The following is a 17,237-nucleotide window of genomic DNA, read 5'->3' on the forward strand; positions in this document are numbered from 1 at the left end:
TGCTTGGATGCTGCCTGTGATCGGATACGACGCCGAGTTCATCGGTCCCGGCGAGCTCGCCGTGCCCCTGCCCGTTCCCGCCCAGGACACCCGGCGGCTCGACTACACGCACTTCACGGTGCTGCTGGACCCCGCCCGGCGCCTCGCCGCCGCCACGGCCTGTGCCATCGACGGCGGCAAGCTGGTCGACTTCCCCCGCACCGGCACCTGGCGTCTCGACGCCCGCGTCCCGGTCACGGAGCAGGCCGGCAACGCCCTCTACGAGAACAACTCCTTCGACCGCGGCCACCTCGTGCGCCGCCTCGACCCGGTCTGGGGCGACGCGGCCGCGGCCGGGCAGGCCAACGCCGACACCTTCACCTTCACGAACGCCGCCCCGCAGGTGGACGCGTTCAACCAGTCGAAGGACCTGTGGAACGGCCTGGAGGACCACGTCCTCGAGTACGCCGACGCCCACGACCACCGCATCGTCGTCCTGACCGGTCCCGTCCTCGAGGACGACGACCCGGTCTACCGCGGCGTCGGCATCCCGCGCATGTTCTGGAAGGTGGTCGCGTGGGCGTCGTCGTACGACGACGTCCCGGGGGACGACGACGTCCCGGCGGACCCGGCCGGCCCGCCGTCGTCCGGCCCGCGCCTCTACGCCGCCGCCTTCGTGCTCGACCAGACCCCCCTGCTCGACGAGGCCGAGCTCGCCCGGATCACCACGCAGGCGCTCGCCCGCGACCAGATCCCCCCGCTCGGTCCCTTCCGGACCTATCAGGTCCCCGTGGTCGACGTGGCGTCCCTCACATCGATCGACCTGGGCAACCTCCTCACCGCGGACGTGCTCGGCCTCCAGCCGGAACCGCAGCCGGACGCGGAACCGGGCGAGATCCTCATCCAGCGCGTCCCTCAGGCGCGCCGCTGGACCGAGCTGTCCGGAAGCGACCAGATCCACCTGCGGGCCGGATCGTGACCGATCGGAACCGTTCGTAGAACGGACGCAAAGTTCTCACCAACGCCGGATACCAATAGTCTCAGAGGCGTGAGCGACACAACCACCGCCCGCGGCTCGGCACCCCACGAGGTTCCCGACCCGCTGCGAGACGACGTCCGACTGCTCGGCCGCCTTCTCGGCGAGATCCTGCGCGAGGCCGGCGGGCAGGAACTGCTCGACGACGTGGAGCGCCTGCGTGAGCTGACCATCAGGGCCTACGGCAACGGCCACGACGGCGCGCTCGACGAGGCGTCGGCGCTGGTCGACGGCTTCACCCTGGAACGCGCCGAACAGGTCGCCCGGGCCTTCACCTGCTACTTCCACCTCGCCAACCTGGCCGAGGAGTTCCACCGCGTACGCGTGCTGCGCGCCCGCGAGGGTCAGACCACGAGCGGCCCCGCCGTCATGGAGGACACCCTCCCGGAGGCGTTCGCGCAGCTCACCGAGGAGGTCGGCCGGGACGAGGCGCTGCGCCGCCTCGACGAGCTCGAGTTCCGGCCGGTCCTGACCGCCCACCCGACCGAGGCCCGTCGTCGTGCCATCAGCGGCACGATCCGGCGTATCGCCGACCTGCTCGCCGAGCGCGACGCCGTGACGCTCGGCGGCGTCTCCCTCGTGGAGAACGAGCGCAAGCTGCTCGCCGAGATCGACACGATGTGGCGCACCTCCCCGATCCGGCAGTCCAAGCCGTCGGTGCTCGACGAGGTCAAGACGATCATGGGCGTCTTCGACGCCGTCATGGTCGACGTCTTCCCGGACGTGTACCGCCGTCTCGACGACTGGCTGCTGGCCGACGACGCCGGGCGGGTCGCGCCCGTGGCCAAGCCGTTCGTGCGGCTCGGCTCGTGGATCGGCGGCGACCGCGACGGCAACCCGAACGTGACCGCCGACGTGACGCGCCAGGCCGCGACGCTCGCCTCCGAGCACGCGCTCGCCGCCCTGGAGCGGGTCGCGACCGACGCCGGCCGCCGGCTGACCCTCGACGAGGCCGACACCGCGCCGTCGTCGGACCTGGTGAGCCTGCTGCAGCGGCAGAAGCAGCTGTCCGCCGAGCTCGCCGGCCGCGCCGCGGCGGCGTCGCCGCGCGAGCCGCACCGCGCGGCGGTGCTCGCGATCGCGGAGCGGATCGCCGCGACCCGCACGCGCAACGCCGACCTCGCCTACCGCGACGCCGAGGAGCTGGAGCAGGACCTGCGCATCGTGCAGGACTCGCTCGCGGCCGCCGGGGCGTCGCGTGCGGCGTACGGCGACCTGCAGCGGCTCGTGTGGCAGGTGCAGACGTTCGGCTTCCACCTCGCGGAGCTCGAGATCCGGCAGCACTCGCAGGTGCACGCCGCGGCGCTCGAGGAGATCCGGGAGAAGGGCGTCCGCGGGGCGCTCTCGGAGCGCACCGTCGAGGTACTGGACACGTTCCGCGCGCTCGGCGCGGTGCAGAAGCGGTTCGGGATCCGGGCGGCGCGGCGGTACATCGTGTCGTTCACGCAGGAGCCCGCGCACCTCGCCGCCGTCTACGAGCTGGCCTCGCTGGCCTTCGACCAGGCGGACGACGCGCCGGTGATCGACGCGATCCCGCTCTTCGAGACCTTCGCCGACCTGCAGAACTCCGTGGACATCCTGGAGTCGATGCTGGAGCTGCCCGTGGTGCAGAAGCGCCTGGCGGACAACGGGCGCCGGGTCGAGGTCATGCTCGGCTACTCGGACTCGTCGAAGGACGTCGGGCCGGTCTCGGCGACGCTCGCGACCGACCAGGCGCAGTCGCGGATCGCGGAGTGGGCGGCGCGGCACGACATCACGCTCACGCTGTTCCACGGCCGCGGCGGCGCGCTCGGCCGCGGCGGCGGCCCCGCGAACCGCGCGGTGCTCGCGCAGCCGCCGCACTCGGTGGACGGGCGGTTCAAGCTGACCGAGCAGGGCGAGGTCATCCTGGCCCGCTACGGCGACCCGACGATCGCCGCGCGGCACATCGAGCAGGTGGCGGCGGCGACGCTGCTCGCCTCGGCGCCGTCGGTGGAGAAGCGCAACGCCGACGCCGCGGCGGAGTTCACGGAGCTCGCCGTGCGGCTCGACGCCGCCTCGCGGACCCGGTTCCACGAGCTGGTCAAGGCCGAGGGGTTCCCGCAGTGGTTCGCGCAGGTGACGCCGCTGGAGGAGGTCGGCATGCTGCCGATCGGCTCCCGGCCCGCCAAGCGTGGCCTGTCCGTGAACTCGCTGGACGACCTGCGGGCGATCCCGTGGGTGTTCTCCTGGTCGCAGGCGCGGATCAACCTGGCCGGCTGGTACGGCCTGGGCACGGCGCTGCGCGAGTTCGGGGAGAGCGAGGGCGGGCTGGAGCGCCTGCGCGACGCACGCAGGCAGTGGCCGCTGTTCGCGACGCTGCTGGACAACGTCGAGATGTCGCTCGCCAAGACCGACGAGCGCATCGCGGAGATGTACCTGGCGCTGGGCGACCGTGACGACCTGGCGCGGCTCGTGCTGGAGGAGCTGCGGCTCACCCGCGAGTGGGTGCTGAAGATCTCGGGGCGGGCGTACCCGCTCGAGGGCCGGCGCGTGCTGGGCCGCGCGGTGCAGCTCCGCTCGCCGTACGTCGACGCGCTGAGCCTGCTCCAGGTCCGCGCCCTGCGCGGCCTGCGCACGGGCGCCGACGGCGCGTCGAAGGTGGACGAGAGCTACCGCGCCCGCCTGCAGCACCTGCTGCTCCTGACGGTCAACGGCGTCTCGGCCGGCCTGCAGAACACGGGCTGACCCGCTGTGGTCCGCGAGCTGGTGCGTCCTACGGGGCGCACCGGCTCGCCGTTTCTTGCGCGTGGTGAAGGGAAGGATCGGCATGGCGCCAGTACTGGTGGGGACGTCGCACGGGACCGACGACGTGGACGGGCAGGCGGCCGTGCGGGCCCTGTTCGACGGCGTGCGGGCCGCGCGGCCGGGGCTCGACGTGCGGGAGGCGTTCGTCGACGTCCAGCAGCCCGAGGTCGGTGACGTGCTCGCCGGGGCGGTGGGCGACGCCGGGAGCGCCGTCGTCGTGCCGCTGCTGCTGTCGACCGGGTATCACGTGCGGCACGACATCGCGCGGGCCGTGGCCGCGCACGACGGCGCCGCCGTCGCGGCGGAGCCGCTGGGGCCGGACGCGCGGCTGGTCGACCTGCTCGCGGACCGGTTGTCCGCGATCGACGACGGCGCCGGGCTGCGGGACGACGACGCCGTGGTGCTCGCCGCCGCCGGGTCCACCGTCGCCGCGGCGGCCGTCGCGGTCGAGGAAGTGGCCTCCGGCCTCGCCGAACGCCTGGGCCGCCCGGTCACGCCGTCGTACGGCGCCGGCGCGGAACCCCGCGTCCCGGCCGCGGTCGCGGCCGTCCGGGCGGGCGGTGCGACCGGCGCCGATGGTGCGACCGAGCGCGTCGTCGTCGCCTCCTACCTCCTTGCTCCGGGCTACTTCCACGACCGGGTGCTGGAGGCCGGGGCGGACGTCGTGAGCGCGCCCCTGGCGCCGTCGGGCCGCGCCGACGACCGCCTGGTGCGGATCGTTCTCGACCGGTACGACGCCGCGGCGTCGCGGCTCGGCTGAGCCGGGCCATGGCGGCGTCGCGCCGCCGCGTCATCAGGCCGTGGCGCTGGGGGTCGCACCGTCGCGTCAACATTGTGGCGCGGGTGAGCGCCGCCGCCGCGGCTCGGCCGAGACGTCAGTCGTTCACGCCGATGATGTTGAACGGGACGCCCGCCGGATCGACGGCGGTGCCCCAACGGCCGTACGGCGAGTCACGCGGTTCCTCCGCCACGGCGCCGCCGAGCGTCTTGACCCGCTCGAACGAGGCGTCGACGTCGTCCGAGCCGAAGTACACGCGCCAGGTGCCCGGGGCTTCCGCCGGGAGGGTCGCCGCGGCGTCGTAGATGCCCGCGACGGCGTCCCGGTCCTTGCCGAGCGTGGTGTATCGCATCTCCGGCGTGTCCATCATGACGTGCGCGTCCCAGAGGGCTGCCTCGGTGTAGAAGGCGACCGAGGCGTCGTAGTCCTTGGCCATGAGCTCGTACCACGCGGGGGCGCCGGCCTCCATGACCAGCTCGGTGCCGGTGTGCCGTGCGGCCTCCCAGAAGCCGACGCCGGCCCCGGCGGGGTCGATCACGAAGGTGAAGCGGCCCAGGTCACCGACGGGGTGCACCGGGAACAGCGCCGTCGCCCCGGCGGCGGTGGCGCGGGCGAGGGCGGCGTCGACGTCGCTCGTCTTGAGGTAGACACCCCACATCGCGGGCTGCTCGGGTGACTGCAGGGGCATGCTGCCGGCGATGGCCGCGCCGTTCTTGGTGAACGTGCCGTAGCCCCCGAACTCCGCCGAACCCTCGGTGTGCTCCCAGCCGAACAGCTCGCCGTAGAACGAGACCGCAGCGGGGACGTCCGGGGTGTTCAGGTCGATCCAGATCGGCGCGCCCTCGGGCAGGGCCGGTGTTGCGGGCATGGTCGGCTCCCTCGTCGTGGTGTCTCTTGGTACCCGGAACCACTCTCGCACAGGTGTTCGATCGCTGCTACTCGTGGTTCGGCGCGGCCCTTCCTGCAGCGCTGCACGCGTGGGGTTCCCACCTGTCCCGCGAGCTCAGGCCCGCGATCCGCGGTGCGCTCAGCTTGCCCAGCCGAGGGCGTCGTGGACGCGTTTCACGCTGGACTGCAGGCCCCAGCGGGCGGTCAGGGCGGTGAGGGCGCCGGGGTCGGCGGGGGCCGCCGGGAGCTTGTCGTCGAACTCCGGGAGCGGGGCCTCCCGGGCGACCTGGACGACGAGCGGTGCGACCTCGAGGTAGGCGGCCGCTTCCAGGAGGCGCTTGCGCTGGGTCGCGGTGAGGCCCTTGTCGGCCGCGTCGTCGCGCGCGCGCAGGATCCCGGCGAGGTCGCCGTAGCGTTCCAGCAGCTTCGCCGCCGTCTTCTCGCCGATCCCCGGCACGCCCGGCAGGCCGTCCGAGGGGTCGCCGCGGAGGGTCGCCATGTCGGCGTAGGCCTGGCCCGTCGGCACGGCGTACCTCTCGGCGAGCTTCGCCTGGTCGATGACGTCCGGGTCGCGGACGCCGCGCGCCGGGTAGAGCACGCGGACGGCGGCGTCGTCGTCGACGAGCTGGAACAGGTCCCGGTCGCCGGTGACGATGTCGACGCCGCCGGCCGGCTCGCGGGCGGTGAGGGTGCCGATGACGTCGTCGGCCTCGTAGCCCGGTACGCCCACGCGCGCGATGCCGATCGCGGCCAGCACCTCGGCGATCACCGGGACCTGCGGCGCCAGCGTGTCCGGGATCTCCTCGGTGCCGGCGGCCTCGTCGGCGACGCGGTGGGCCTTGTAGGACGGGATGGCCGTGACGCGGAAGGCCGGGCGCCAGTCGTCGTCCCAGCAGGCCACCATCCGGTCCGGGCCGTGCTCGGTGATCAGCCACGCGATGGTGTCGAGCAGGCCCCGCACGGCGTTGACGGGCTCGCCCTGCGGGGAGCGGAGGGAGTCGGGCACGCCGAAGTACGCCCGGAAGTAGAGGGACGCGGTATCGAGGAGCATCAGGCTCATGGAGTCAGACTGCCACTGCTCTCTGACATCGACGACGGGTGAGGCGGAGGGTGAGGGCCGAGGAACGAGGCGCCCGCCGAAGGGCAGTGCACGGCGCCGTAAACGGTTCCGCCAGCTTGTTAAACGTTTTACATCTAGCCTGCCATGTTAAGTCAGCGGTAAAACTAACCCGGGGACCAGCCGCTCCTGTCTTGGGTCCCCTCCGCCTGACGTCTGCTGACAAAGGAGTGCGCAGCATGTCTAAAACGATTTCCAAGAGGAGCCGGGCAGCTCGGCTGCTCGGAGCCGCCGCCGCTGCGGTGGCGCTCGTCGTCACCGCGGCCAACCCGGCCGCCGCCATCGACACCAACCAGGAGGGCACCCACAACGGGTTCTTCTACTCCTTCTGGACCGACACCCCCGGCACCGCGTCGATGAACCTCGGCTCGGGCGGCAACTACTCCATGAACTGGGGCAGCGGGAACAACAACGTGGTGGGCGGGAAGGGCTGGAACCCGGGCACCAACACCCGCAAGATCAACTACTCGGCGAGCTACAACCCGAACGGGAACTCGTACCTCACCCTGTACGGCTGGACCCGTAACCCGCTGGTCGAGTACTACGTGGTCGAGTCGTACGGCACCTGGAAGCCCCCGGGCGGCACCCCGGTCGGCACCGTCTCGTCGGACGGCGGGACCTACGAGATCTACCGCACCCAGCGCGTCAACCAGCCCTCGATCGACGGCACCAGGACGTTCTACCAGTACTGGAGCGTCCGGACCTCGAAGCGCACCAGCGGCACGATCACCTTCGCGAACCACGTCAACGCGTGGGCCTCGAAGGGCTACAACCTGGGCAACCACTACTACCAGATCATGGCGACCGAGGGCTATCAGTCCTCCGGCTCCTCGAACGTCACGGTCAGCGACGGTGGCAGCAGCGGCGGAGGCGGCACCGACCCGACGCCGAACCCGACGGGCGGGACCGGCGACGTCACCCGCCTGCAGAATGCCCAGCACGGCACCTGCCTCGACCTGCCGAACGGCAACACCGCGAGCGGCACGCAGCTCCAGACCTATGCCTGCGCGCAGAACGACAACCAGCGGTTCACGTTCGGCTCGGACGGGTCGCTCACCGTGAAGGGTAAATGCGTCAATGCCCCGAGCGGCAGCAATGGCACCCGCGTGCAGATCAACGACTGCAACGGCGCCGGCAGCCAGAAGTGGACGCGTAGTTCCGGCGGCGAGATCCGCAACCAGCAGTACGGCGTCTGCATTGACATCTACAGCAACAGCAATGGCGCGCCCGTTCAGCTGTACAGCTGCTCGGGTGGTAACAACCAGAAGTGGAACCGTGTCTGACGGATTCTCGGCCCGGATCGCGGGCTGAGGCGAGGGCGGGGCACCGAGACGGCCGGTGTCCCGCCCTTCGCGTACGCGGGGCCGCACACGCCGCTGCCTTTCATTAAACGATTGAAAGGGCTTGAATCCGCCGATTCCGCCGCGCAGGCTCCTCGGTGCGGGAGCAGGTTTCCCGCATCCGACACAACCTTGCACGAGGGAGTGCGCAGCATGCTGAAATCGTTTTCACACACCAGATCCGCCCCGAGACGGCGTCGTCGTCTCGGCATGGCACTCGCGAGCGCGGGCGCCGCGCTCGCGCTGGTCGTGACCGCGGCCAATCCCGCGGCCGCCATCGACACCAACCAGGAGGGCACCCACAACGGGTACTTCTTCTCCTTCTGGACCGACACCCAGGGCTCGGTCTCGATGGACCTGGGCTCCGGCGGCAGCTACTCCACCCGCTGGAGCAACACGAACAACTTCGTGGCCGGCAAGGGCTGGAACCCCGGCACGAACAACCGCGTCGTCAACTACTCGTCGAGCTACAACCCCAGCGGCAACTCGTACCTCACGCTGTACGGCTGGACGCGCAGCCCGCTGATCGAGTACTACGTCGTCGAGGCGTGGGGCTCGTGGCGCCCGCCGGGCGCGACGTCGATGGGCACGGTGACGTCCGACGGCGGCACCTACGACATCTACCGCACCCAGCGCGTCCAGCAGCCGTCCATCGACGGGATCCAGACGTTCTACCAGTACTGGAGCGTCCGCACGAGCAAGAAGACCAGCGGCACGATCACGTTCCAGAACCACGTGAACGCCTGGGCCCAGAAGGGCATGAACCTGGGCAACCACTACTACCAGATCATGGCCACCGAGGGTTACCAGTCGAGCGGTTCGTCGAGCGTGACGGTCAGCTCCGGCTCGGGGAACAACAACCCGAGCACGACGCCGACGGCGACCTCGAGCCCGAGCACCTCGCAGCCGCCGGTGAGCGGCAGTTGTTCCGCGAGCCTGCGGGTCGTCAACACGTGGGGCGGGGGCTACCAGGCCGACGTCACCGTGACCGCCGGATCCGGCGGCCTCAACGGCTGGCGCACCACGCTCCCCTCGGGCGTGACCGTCACCCAGGTGTGGAACGGCACCCTGAGCGGCAACACGGTGTCCAACGTGAGCTGGAACGGCAATCTTGGTGCGGGCCAGTCGACGAGCTACGGCTTCGTCGGTTCCGGCTCCCCGCCGTCCGCCAGCTCGATCACCTGCGGCTGACACCTGCGGCTGCTTTCGCCGGCCCGCGCGAGGCGGACCTTCCGTGCGCGGAAGGCCCGCCTCGCGCCGGGGTCAGGTTAGGAGGGCTGCGAGGGCCAGGCCGGCTGTGACCGCCAGGAGGGTCGTCGCGAGGGTGGCCAGGGTGCTGGTCAGGGCCGTGCGGAGGCGGTTCGAGCGGGCCAGGCGGACGGTCTCGACCATGGCGGTCGAGAAGGTGGTGAAGCCCCCGCACAGGCCCGTCGCCAGCGCCAGGCGCCAGGGCTCGACGGCCGGCGACGGGCCGCCGCCCGACAGCACGACGCCCGCGATCACGCCGATGAGCAGCGAGCCCAGGACGTTCACCGTGAACGTGCCCCAGGGGAAGGCGCCGTGGTGCCGGGTGCGGATCACGCCGTCGAGCACGAAGCGGGCCGCCGCGCCGATCGCCCCGCCCGCGGCGACGAGGAGGAAGCCGGTCATCCGTGGCCCCCTGCCGGTGCGGGCGGCATGGACCGGGCCCGGGCCCGCCGCAGGTACGCGACCCCGGTGCGGTCCCCGAGCACGACACCGGCGACGCAGCAGGCCACCCCGGCGACGAGCGTCACCAGCAGGTACCCGGCGGCGACCGCGGCGGCGCCGCCGGACAGCAGCTGCTGACCCTCCAGCGCCAGCGCCGAGTACGTGGTGAACCCGCCGAGGAATCCCGTGCCGCCCGCGAGCCGCACGTTCCGCCGGCGGGGCGTCTCGCGGCCGAGCCGCGCGAGCATCTCCAGGCCGAACCCGAGCGCGAACGCTCCCAGCAGGTTGACCGTGAGCGTGGCCAGGGGCCATCCACCCGTCGCCGCGGCGTCCGGGAGCAGGAGCTCGACGCCGTACCGTCCGGCGGACCCGAGGGCGCCGCCCGCGGCCACCAGCCCGATCAGCCCGGGCCGCAGGTGCGCGGGCATGCCGCGGCGGCCCGCCTCGGGGGCGGGCGCGGGGGCAGGTTCGGGGCGTGAGCCGTTCATCGTGGTCCACGATGCCGCATGCGACCCCGTCCGCGCCGTGACGCTCATCGTTCGTCCTCGGCGTCGTCCACGAGGGCGGCCTCCGGCAGGACGACGACGGGGCGGCGCTGCCCGTGGATCAGGTGGCCCGCGACCGTGCCTCCCACCATGCTCGTCGCCCACCCGCGCAGCCCGCCGCGGCGTGCGCCGATCACGATCATGGCGGCACCGACTTCGTCGGCGATCCGGGTCAGCTCACGGGACGGCTCGCCGGCGCCGCGCACCGCCGTCCAGGGCAGGCCGACGTCGGCCATGGACCGGTTCAGGCCCGCGAGGACATCGGCGGCGTAGTTGTCGTCGGTCACGACGATGTCCGGGTCGACCGAGACCGAGAACCCGTTCGGCTCGGTCACCGCGGTCTCGTCGACCCACACGCAGACGAGCTCGACGAGCGATCCGCCCAGGCTCTGCACGAGGGACGCCGCACGCCGAGCGAGGTCCGGTTGCCGGTGGTCCACGCCGACCACGACGGATCTCATCGTCACGCCATGAGATTACCCAGGTATGTGAGCCACGTCACCAAGGCGCGACCATCGGACCTTCGGTATTCCTGCTGACGCCCTGGCGCTCGGCTGCGGGCGAGCGCTCGTTCCTCGCCCTCACCCTCCGCCGGGCCCTGCGTCGGGTCAGTCGAGGTGACCGGGCAGGCCGAACAGCGGGAACAGCCGCTCCGGCGAGCGGAACGTGGTGATGCCCGTGACCTTCTCGCCGTCGTCCTCCAGGACCGCGAGACCCCACGGGAACCAGCCGCCGTCCGGATCCGGCCGGTACTGGCCGTAGGCGAGGGAGCCGTTGGCGCGGACCGGCACGCAGCGCGAGCCGCGGCAGCCGGAGCCGACGCCGAGCATCCACTCCTGGATGTGCTCCACACCCTGCAGCCACATGGCGTACGGCGGCATGTTCATCACGGCGTCCTCGCGCAGCAGCGCGCTCAGGGCCGTCATGTCGTACCGCTCGAACGCGTCGATGTACCGCTCCAGCAGGGCGCTCTCCGCCTCGGTGGGCTCGGTGCGCGGGGTGACGCTCGCCTCGTCGAGGTGCAGGTCGCGTTCCGCCAGTGTGGCGCGCGCCCGCTGCAGCGCGCTGTTCACCGAGGGGACCGAGGTCTCCAGCAGGTCGGCGACCTCCTGGGCCGGCCAGCGCAGCACCTCGCGCAGCACCAGGACCGCCCGCTGCTTCGCCGGCAGGGTCTGGAGCGCGGCGACGAAGGCCAGGCGCACGGACTCGCGCGCGACCGCGGTGTCCGCGGGGTCCCCCGGGCCGGGCAGCACCCGGTCGTCCGGGACGGGCTCGATCCAGCGCTCCTCGGGCAGCTCGGCGGCGAGGCTCTCCACCACCGGCTCCGACGCGGCTCCCAGCCCCATCGGCCGCTCCCGCTTGGCCCGCGCGGAGCCGAGCATGTCGAGGCAGACGTTGCCCGCGATCCGGTACAGCCAGGTCCGCAGGGACGAGCGTCCCTCGAAGCGGTCGTAGGAGCGCCAGGCGCGCAGCAGCGTCTCCTGAACGGCGTCCTCGGCGTCGAACGCGCCGCCGAGCATGCGGTAGCAGTATCCCGTCAGCTCCCGGCGGTGCTGCTCGAGTGCCGTGGTGAGCTCGGGGTCGATCTCTTGCGTGCCGGCCTCGGAGCCGGGTGAGATGCCAGCCGTCTGTGTCATGTGACACACGCTACGCCGGGTGTCTGACACTCGGTTTTCCCGGGGCCGCAGGCCCTCGTCGTACCCGGGCTCGCCCCCGTCCGGTGCGCTCCCGCGCCTATCCGGAGGGCGTCAGCGATCGATCTCGAACCACACGGTCTTGCCCGTCTCGGCGCCGTCGGCCGCGAACGGGTCGACGCCCCAGCGCGACGCCAGCCGCTCCAGCAGCTGCACCCCGCGCCCGCTGAACTCCCGCAGGCCCGGGTCCCTGACCTGCGGCCGCGCGGTCGAGGCGTCCCGCACTCCGATCCGCACGCGCTCGGGGCCGACGTCGATCGAGGCCACGATCGGCGCCTTCCCGTGGTCCAGGGCGTTGGTCAGGATCTCCGACGCGAGCAGGCTGACGGTGCGGCGCTGCGAGAGCGGGACCCCGTTGGTCTCGAGCATGTCGTCGATCCACAGCCGGGTCGGGGCGAGGTCCAGGACGCCGTCCTCGATCTCGCGCCGGGCGCGGGCGGTCCCCGTCCCGCGGCAGCCGCCCGCCGGGACGCGCACGCGCACGGCCAGCACCGCGACGTCGTCGTGCTGCTCCTGGCTGATCAGGCGGCGGACGAGCGTGATCGGGAGCGCCGCCGTCGCGGTCTCGGAGAGCGCGCCGAGCGCCTTCTCGAGCTCGGTCAGGGCCTCGTCCTGCGACGAGGAGTGCTGGTCGGTCAGCCCGTCGGTGTACAGCAGCAGGGTCTCGCCGGGCTCCAGCATCGTGGCGTGGTCGGTCCGTGGCGCGGTGGGGACGACGCCGAGCATCATGTCCGTGCGCTCGTCGAGCCGCTCCACCGCGCCGTCGTGCCGCAGCACGAGCGGCGGGGGGTGCCCCGCGCTGGACCACGTCATCTTGTACGCGCCGGAGCCGTCCGGGATGCGGTCCAGCCGCACCAGCACGCCGGTGCCCGAGGCCTTCAGCCCCAGCCCGTCGTTGGCCTTGTCGAGCAGGCGCAGCAGTTCCGACGGCGCCGCGTCGTGACTCCAGGCCAGGGCGCGCAGCAGGGAGCGGAGCTGGCCCATGGTGGCCGCGGCCCGCATGTCGTGCCCGGTCACGTCGCCGACCATGAAGACCGACGTGTCGTCGTCCAGGCACACGGCGTCGTACCAGTCGCCGCCCACCTGGTCGGAGCGCGTGGCCGGGGAGTACGTGCAGGCCAGGTCCAGATGGGCGATCTGCGGCAGCCGGCTGAGCATGGAGCGCTGCAGGGTCGTCGCGGCCCGCCGGCGCTCCTCGAGCAGCCACGCGCGCTCGAGCGCGTCGCCCGCGTACTGGGCCAGCGCCGCGCCGAGCGCGAACATGTCATGGGCGTTGCGGCGCTGCCGCTCCCAGACGAAGGCCACGACGCCGACGACGCCGCCCGGCCGGATCCCGAACGCGGTGCCGCTCGGCGAGAGCACCGGGAAGAACGCGCGCGCCCCCATCTCGTGGTTCGCGTACGACACCGTCTCGGGGAACCGCGCCACCACCTCCTCGTGGGACGAGAAGTACAGCGGCCGGCCGGTGCGCGCGACCTCGCAGATGGGGCGGTTCTCCGACAGGTCGGCATGCCGCGCCGCGGCGGGGAAGCCGGGTTCGGCGTGGGCCAGCGACGTGTAGGTGATGCCCCGGCGGTCGGTGTCGATCAGGGCGAGCCCGCAGTAGTGGGCGCCGATCCCGGTGATGCCGATGTCGGCGATGACGGCGTCGACGTCGTGAAGGGACTGCGCGCCGGCGAACGCCTCGCTCAGCGACAGGAGGAACCTGCTGCGCCGGTTCGCCCGGACCGCCGCGTGCTGCACGCGGCGGGCGCGCTCGCGTTCCGCCTGGAGGCGAGCCTCGGCGCTGCAGGCGGCGGCCAGATCCTCCAGGGTGGCGAGGGCGTCGTCGGACCACGTGCGCGGCCGGCCGTCCACCGCGACGAGCGCCCCGATGGGGCGCCCGCGCAGGTCGTGCACGGGGAATCCCACGTAGGCGACGACGCCGAGGCGCCGCACGGCGGAGTCGGCGGGAAAGGCCCGGGAAGCGGCGATCCCGGGGGCCGCCGCCGGCGGGTCCGTGCGGAGATCGCCGACGACGACGGGCGCGTCGGCGTCGATCACGGGCCGGACCAGTTCGGCGCGGAGCCGGGCGGTGCCCTCCGGCGGCTCCGTACCGGCCGCGTCGCGCGCGGCGCCCGGCCAGGAGGTACCGCCCGCGTCCTCGGGCACGACGACGTCGTCGAACACGTCGTCGGACAGGATGACCACGACGGCCGCGGGCACGTCGAGGTGACGGCGCACGAGCCGGGCGAACCTGTCGAACGCCTCGTCGGCGTCAGGGCTCCCGAGGCCGACGTGCGCCAGGTCGTTCACAGCCTGGAGGTCCGTCGGCATCTTCCCAGTATCACGGGAAACATCCGGTCTCGCCCGCCGACGGCGAAGAACGTCTCGCCCGAGCGCAGGCCGGGCGCGCGGGAAGTCATACCCGACCGGTCGGCGAAAACCTTCACAAGCTGACCTGCCTTTGTGTAGGTATTGCGATCTGCGTCACACCGCGCGCACACTGGACGAAGTATCGAACCACAGTGGGGGTGGATCGTGACCAGTGCAGCAGCCTTCGACATCCTGCCCATGCTCGGCAGGGGCAAGCACAGGAACCCGAAGAAGGGCGCCTGCTTCATGGAACTGGCGTCGTTCCTCGCGGGAGAGAGGTGGAGCGACCACCCGTCGTGCACCCACCCGCTCGTGGCCATGCTGGCCAGGGCGGTGAACGACCTGACCGCGGACCGCGCGCGCCCGCAGCTCGCCCTGCTGATCCCGTCGGTGATCGGCCTGACGAGCGACGACCCGCGCTGGGACGTGCGGATCGCCCTGCGCGCCGCGCAGACGGCGCTGCCGATCTCGCCGGCCGACAGGCAGCAGACGCTCGCCGTCGCCGTCTACGGTGCCGAGCGCATGCTCGACGTCCTCGACGACCGCCCGGCCGGGACCCTCGCGCCCGAGTCGGTCGCCGCGCTCGCCACGGTGCCCAAGACGGCGGCCTGGGCGGAGCGGTTCTGCGCGGGCACCACCGTGCGGCCCAAGCGCTTCGTGCGGGACGCCGCCCCGAGCGTCGTCTCGACGGCGGTGCAGGGCATCTCCGAGGCGTTCGTGCCCGACGTCGACGCCCGCCTCCGCAAGCTCCTGCAGGACACCATCGAGGACGCGCGAGCCTGGGCGGGGATGGCCGGCGGCGGGGAGCTGAACCCCGACGAGTGGCGCGGAGTCGTCAAGGAGGTTCCCGCGGGGTGAAATCCGCGGTGCGGGTCACGGTTTCCCCGTGAACCTTCGGTGAGGACGCATGACCTGGGCAACGGGCTGAACTAGCCTCGAGTCGTGCAGCCCGAAACCGGACCCAGTGCCGTCCCGCCGCCCGTCGGGCAGCGGCCGCCCTCGCGGCCGCCGATGGTTCCGCCGCCGCCCGGAGGTGGCGTGGCGGGCGGCGGTTCCCGGCGGCGGGGCCTCACGGTGCTGATCGTCGTCGCGGTGGTGCTCCTCGCGGCCGCCGCGGTCGCGGTGGGCTGGTACCTGCTCCGCGTGCCGCCGATCCCGCCGCAGGACGAGGCCGCCGAGCGGTTCGGCACGGCCCTGCGGACGGGCTCCTTCGGCGAGATCCCGGTGTTCACCGAGACCTCGGCGGACCCCGCCGAGCAGCACGAGGCCGTGTTCGCCGGGCTGAAGGAGGTCACCGAGGACGTCGACGTCGTCGTCGAGTCCACGACGCCCGTCAAGGAGAACGACGACGGCACGGCGACCTTCACCGCCGTCTACGCCTGGTCCTGGCCGCTGGCCGACGGCGTGAGCTGGGACTACACCACCGAGGTCGCGTTCGCGTACCCCGGGCCGGAGGGGCGTGAGCCGGGCGAGTGGCGCGCCACCTGGTCGCCGGCGGTGTTCGCCCCGGAGCTGGAGGCGGGGGAACGGCTCGCGGTGGAACGCGTCGCGGCCGAGCGCGGCGAGATCCTGGGCGCGGGCGGCGAGACGATCGTCGAGGAGCGGAACGTCTACACGGTGGGCGTGGACAAGTCGCGCGTCGAGGAAGGCCGGTGGGACTGGACGGCCCGCAGGCTGGCCCAGCTCCTCGACTTCGACGAGGCGGCGCGGGACGACCTCGTCGCGCGTACCGAGGCGGCTGGGAACTCGGCGTTCGTCCAGGCGATCGTGATCCGCGAGAACGACGAGAACTTCGACGTCGACGCCCTTATCGCGACGCCCGGCGTGCTGCTCGTCCCCGGGAAGCGCGCGCTCGCCCCCACGGCGGACTTCGCGCGGCCGATCCTCGGCACCACCGGCGAGGCCACAGCCGAGATCATCGAGAAGTCCGAGGGCAGGATCGCCGCGGGGGACATCGTCGGCGTCTCCGGCATCCACGCCGCCTACGACGAGCAGCTCGCCGGGACGCCGGGCCTGCGCGTCACCGCGAAGGATCCCGACGCGGGCGGCGAGAGCCGCGAGCTCTGGTCCCAGGAGGCGGAGCCCGGCGATCCGGTGGAGCTGACCCTCGACGTCGAGCTGCAGGAGGCCGCCGAGAAGGTGCTGGTCGACGCCGGCGAGAAGTCCCCGAGCGCGATCGTCGCCGTGGACGGACGGACCGGCGGGGTGCTCGCCGCGGCCTCCGGGCCGGGCAGCCAGGGCTACAACACCGCCATGCTCGGCCAGTACCCGCCCGGCTCGACGTTCAAGGTCGCGTCCGCGCTCGGCATGCTGCGCAACGGCCTGACGCCGGACAGCACCGTGGAGTGCCCCGAGCGCATCGTGGTGGGCAAGGAGTTCGACAACGTCGACGGGTATCCCGCCGGCGCGCTCGGCAAGGTGCCGTTCCGCACCGCGTTCGCGCACTCCTGCAACACCGCGATGGTGGGCCAGCACGAGCGCGTCCCGCAGCAGGATCTGCACGACGCCGCCGCGTCGCTGGGGCTGGGGCTCGAGCCGTCGCGGCTCGGAGCCGCGGGTTACCTCGGCGACGTGCCCGCCGAGGCGCTGCACGAGGGCGACCACGCGGCGACGTTCATCGGCCAGGCGCGCGTGCTCGCCTCGCCGCTCGGCATGGCGACCGTCGCGGCGAGCGTCGCGGGCGGCCGGACGGTCAGCCCGGTGCTCGTGTCCGACGCCGGCGGCGCGGGCGACAAGAAGGCCGACGGCGAGCAGGCCGACGCCGACGCGAAGGGCACCCTGACCGAGCAGGAGGCGGCCACCCTCCGCGAACTCATGAAGGGTGTCGTCACCGAGGGCTCGGCCCGGGAGGCGCTCGCGGGCGTGCCCGGCGTCGACGGCGCGAAGACCGGCAGCGCCGAGGGCAACGGGGGAAAGACGAACACCTGGATGATCGCGGTCAAGGGCGACGTCGGCGTGGCGGTCTTCGTCGAGGACGGCGACTTCGGCTCCACGACGGCGGGCCCGATCATGGCCGACTTCCTGAAGTCCTTCTGACCGTCCCGGCGTGG

At 72.7% G+C, this 17,237-nt stretch carries 14 protein-coding genes; 7 read left to right on the forward strand and 7 right to left on the reverse strand.

Annotated elements, in window-relative coordinates; translation table 11 throughout:
* The first annotated feature begins 7 nt into the window (after positions 1–7).
* The 3 genes from ABD208_RS11805 to ABD208_RS11815 all read left to right on the forward strand — a co-directional run bounded on the left by ABD208_RS11805 (position 8) and on the right by ABD208_RS11815 (position 4,541).
* Entirely contained in the window at positions 8–958 is a 951-nt protein-coding gene (locus ABD208_RS11805) for a DNA/RNA non-specific endonuclease (RefSeq protein WP_425561101.1), read from the forward strand.
* Positions 959–1,027: 69 nt separating this feature from the next.
* Positions 1,028–3,721: a phosphoenolpyruvate carboxylase gene (locus ABD208_RS11810; protein ID WP_344102928.1), complete on the forward strand. Its 2,694-nt coding sequence runs from the start codon at positions 1,028–1,030 to the stop codon at positions 3,719–3,721.
* 82 nt (positions 3,722–3,803) lie between these two features.
* Entirely contained in the window at positions 3,804–4,541 is a 738-nt protein-coding gene (locus ABD208_RS11815; RefSeq protein WP_344102930.1) for a sirohydrochlorin chelatase, read from the forward strand.
* Between the two features lie 115 nt (positions 4,542–4,656).
* Here the strand turns inward: ABD208_RS11815 and ABD208_RS11820 are convergent, their stop codons facing one another.
* The gene (locus tag ABD208_RS11820) at positions 4,657–5,427 is read right to left on the reverse strand and encodes a VOC family protein (RefSeq protein ID WP_344102933.1); all 771 of its coding nucleotides are present in this window, start codon (positions 5,425–5,427) and stop codon (positions 4,657–4,659) included.
* 159 nt (positions 5,428–5,586) lie between these two features.
* Positions 5,587–6,507, reverse strand: coding sequence for a 5'-3' exonuclease (locus ABD208_RS11825; protein ID WP_344102935.1), 921 nt, complete (start codon positions 6,505–6,507; stop codon positions 5,587–5,589).
* A gap of 236 nt (positions 6,508–6,743) precedes the next feature.
* Here ABD208_RS11825 and ABD208_RS11830 point away from each other — a divergent pair, with 236 nt between their 5' ends.
* Positions 6,744–7,847, forward strand: coding sequence for a glycoside hydrolase family 11 protein (locus ABD208_RS11830; protein WP_344102937.1), 1,104 nt, complete (start codon positions 6,744–6,746; stop codon positions 7,845–7,847).
* 267 nt (positions 7,848–8,114) lie between these two features.
* Entirely contained in the window at positions 8,115–9,095 is a 981-nt protein-coding gene (locus ABD208_RS11835; protein WP_344102939.1) for a glycoside hydrolase family 11 protein, read from the forward strand.
* Positions 9,096–9,167: 72 nt separating this feature from the next.
* Here ABD208_RS11835 and crcB read toward each other — a convergent pair whose 3' ends face one another.
* The 5 genes from crcB to ABD208_RS11860 form a co-directional block, all read right to left on the reverse strand.
* A complete protein-coding gene (gene crcB / locus ABD208_RS11840) occupies positions 9,168–9,554 on the reverse strand; it encodes a fluoride efflux transporter CrcB (protein WP_344102941.1) in 387 nt (128 codons plus the stop codon).
* A complete protein-coding gene (locus tag ABD208_RS11845) occupies positions 9,551–10,081 on the reverse strand; it encodes a fluoride efflux transporter FluC (protein ID WP_344102945.1) in 531 nt (176 codons plus the stop codon). Before ABD208_RS11845 ends, crcB begins: the two co-directional genes overlap by 4 nt.
* 44 nt (positions 10,082–10,125) lie before the next feature.
* Positions 10,126–10,599, reverse strand: a complete 474-nt coding sequence (locus ABD208_RS11850) for a universal stress protein (protein WP_344103246.1) — start codon at positions 10,597–10,599, stop codon at positions 10,126–10,128.
* Positions 10,600–10,746: 147 nt separating this feature from the next.
* Positions 10,747–11,775, reverse strand: coding sequence for a sigma-70 family RNA polymerase sigma factor (locus ABD208_RS11855; protein ID WP_344102947.1), 1,029 nt, complete (start codon positions 11,773–11,775; stop codon positions 10,747–10,749).
* A gap of 111 nt (positions 11,776–11,886) precedes the next feature.
* Positions 11,887–14,148 (reverse strand): SpoIIE family protein phosphatase, encoded by a 2,262-nt coding sequence (locus ABD208_RS11860; protein ID WP_344102949.1) that lies wholly within the window; start codon positions 14,146–14,148, stop codon positions 11,887–11,889.
* Between the two features lie 204 nt (positions 14,149–14,352).
* Between ABD208_RS11860 and ABD208_RS11865 the strand changes: the two genes are divergently transcribed.
* Both ABD208_RS11865 and ABD208_RS11870 read left to right on the forward strand, forming a co-directional pair.
* Positions 14,353–15,045 (forward strand): hypothetical protein, encoded by a 693-nt coding sequence (locus ABD208_RS11865; RefSeq protein WP_344102952.1) that lies wholly within the window; start codon positions 14,353–14,355, stop codon positions 15,043–15,045.
* A gap of 84 nt (positions 15,046–15,129) precedes the next feature.
* The gene (locus tag ABD208_RS11870; RefSeq protein ID WP_344102954.1) at positions 15,130–17,223 is read left to right on the forward strand and encodes a penicillin-binding transpeptidase domain-containing protein; all 2,094 of its coding nucleotides are present in this window, start codon (positions 15,130–15,132) and stop codon (positions 17,221–17,223) included.
* The last annotated feature ends 14 nt before the right edge of the window (positions 17,224–17,237 follow it).

The sequence above is a fragment of the Myceligenerans crystallogenes genome, from assembly GCF_039529775.1.
Lineage (GTDB): Bacteria > Actinomycetota > Actinomycetes > Actinomycetales > Cellulomonadaceae > Myceligenerans > Myceligenerans crystallogenes.